Here is a 1,213-nt window from a genome sequence, read left to right as displayed (position 1 = left end):
AAACAACCTGTAACCTTCAACCAAACAACCTGTAACCTTCAACCAAACAACCTGTAACCTTCAACCAAACAACCTGTAACCTTCAACCAAACAACCTGTAACCTTCAACCAAACAACCTGTAACCTTCAACCAAACAACCTGTAACCTTTAACTGTTTACTAGTTCACTGAAAAGGAGTTAACCACTGCCTTGAACATATTTTTCGTCTTACCCCAGCGTCGTTCGGTCGTGGAAGCATTGAAGGTGTAGAGCTGGCCACGGTTAATCACCACACTGGCGAGATTGTGCCGTTTTTGGTTGGGAAGTTGGACGTTGTATTCTAAAAGGTAATACGTCTTGTCTGCTACTTCGCGAGCTTCAGCATCAACCAACTCGGCTGTGCGACCAGAATCAGGAGGAGCAATGGCATTTTTTTGCAGCTGATAGCCCACTTCTGATGGTGTTCCTAAATCAGCAAGGGTCTTGTCTTCTGGCACTGGGCTAATGACCACACTAACATTTTCGGTGCTTTCGATAATATCGTGGAACACTACATCCGGTCCATCAGTCACTGTGATAGGGACCCAACCGTTGGGATACAAAAACTGATAACCGTTAAGGCTGTCTACATAGCTTTGTAGACCACTGGCACCAGTTGTGCAGCCATGTATAGCCAGACTCAACACTAGCAGCAGTAGTGGTGCAATTTTCTTGAGCATCTCTTTGAGCATCTCTATTAAACGTCAACTCAGCTGCTTAATTGTCTCATCTTTAACTAATCGTACCTGCCCCTATGTATTTTCTGTTACCGGTTGGACACTCACCAGATGTGTGATAGATAGTTAAGTCAAGTTAATAGAGCAATTTTAGACAACTGCACACGGTAACAATTCTGGAAATCATCAGGCTTTGTAAGGAAAACCATGAAACCAATTTATCGAACTATCTCTAGTCTAGGACTTGCCACAATACTGACTGGATTTACCGCAACTGTCTATGCTCAGCAGGAGCCACTTCCAGTTCCAGTCATTATCCGATCTGAGCCAGATAATGAAGAGCCGACGTCCGCCGAAGAGCCAACTAATACTCCAGCCCAACCTGGCGATGATAAACCAGCTATTACTCCAGCCCAACCTGTTGAGGAGAAACCAGCTACTACTCCAGCCCAATCTGGGGATGATAAACCACCTACTACTGAAAAACCCACTGTTGATAAAGACCCTTTTAATAGGA

At 44.5% G+C, this 1,213-nt stretch carries 1 protein-coding gene and 1 pseudogene; one reads left to right on the top strand and one right to left on the bottom strand.

The features are described from left to right. Positions 1-159 precede the first annotated feature (159 nt). A complete protein-coding gene (psbP, locus tag F6K53_RS43760; RefSeq protein ID WP_293065340.1) occupies positions 160-699 on the bottom strand; it encodes a photosystem II reaction center PsbP in 540 nt (179 codons plus the stop codon). A gap of 204 nt (positions 700-903) precedes the next feature. Between psbP and F6K53_RS43755 the strand changes: the two are divergent. Next, positions 904-1,213, top strand: a pseudogene (locus tag F6K53_RS43755) (hypothetical protein); the annotation flags it as partial.

The organism is Moorena sp. SIO4A1 (genome assembly GCF_010672065.1).
Taxonomy (GTDB): Bacteria; Cyanobacteriota; Cyanobacteriia; order Cyanobacteriales; family Coleofasciculaceae; genus Moorena.
This window is presented reverse-complemented; position numbering and strand designations above follow the sequence as displayed.

Coding starts and splice junctions, on each gene's coding strand:
- psbP (WP_293065340.1), bottom strand. CDS start 699: ATGCTCAAGAAAATTGCACCACTACTGCTGCTAGTGTTGAGTCTGGCT.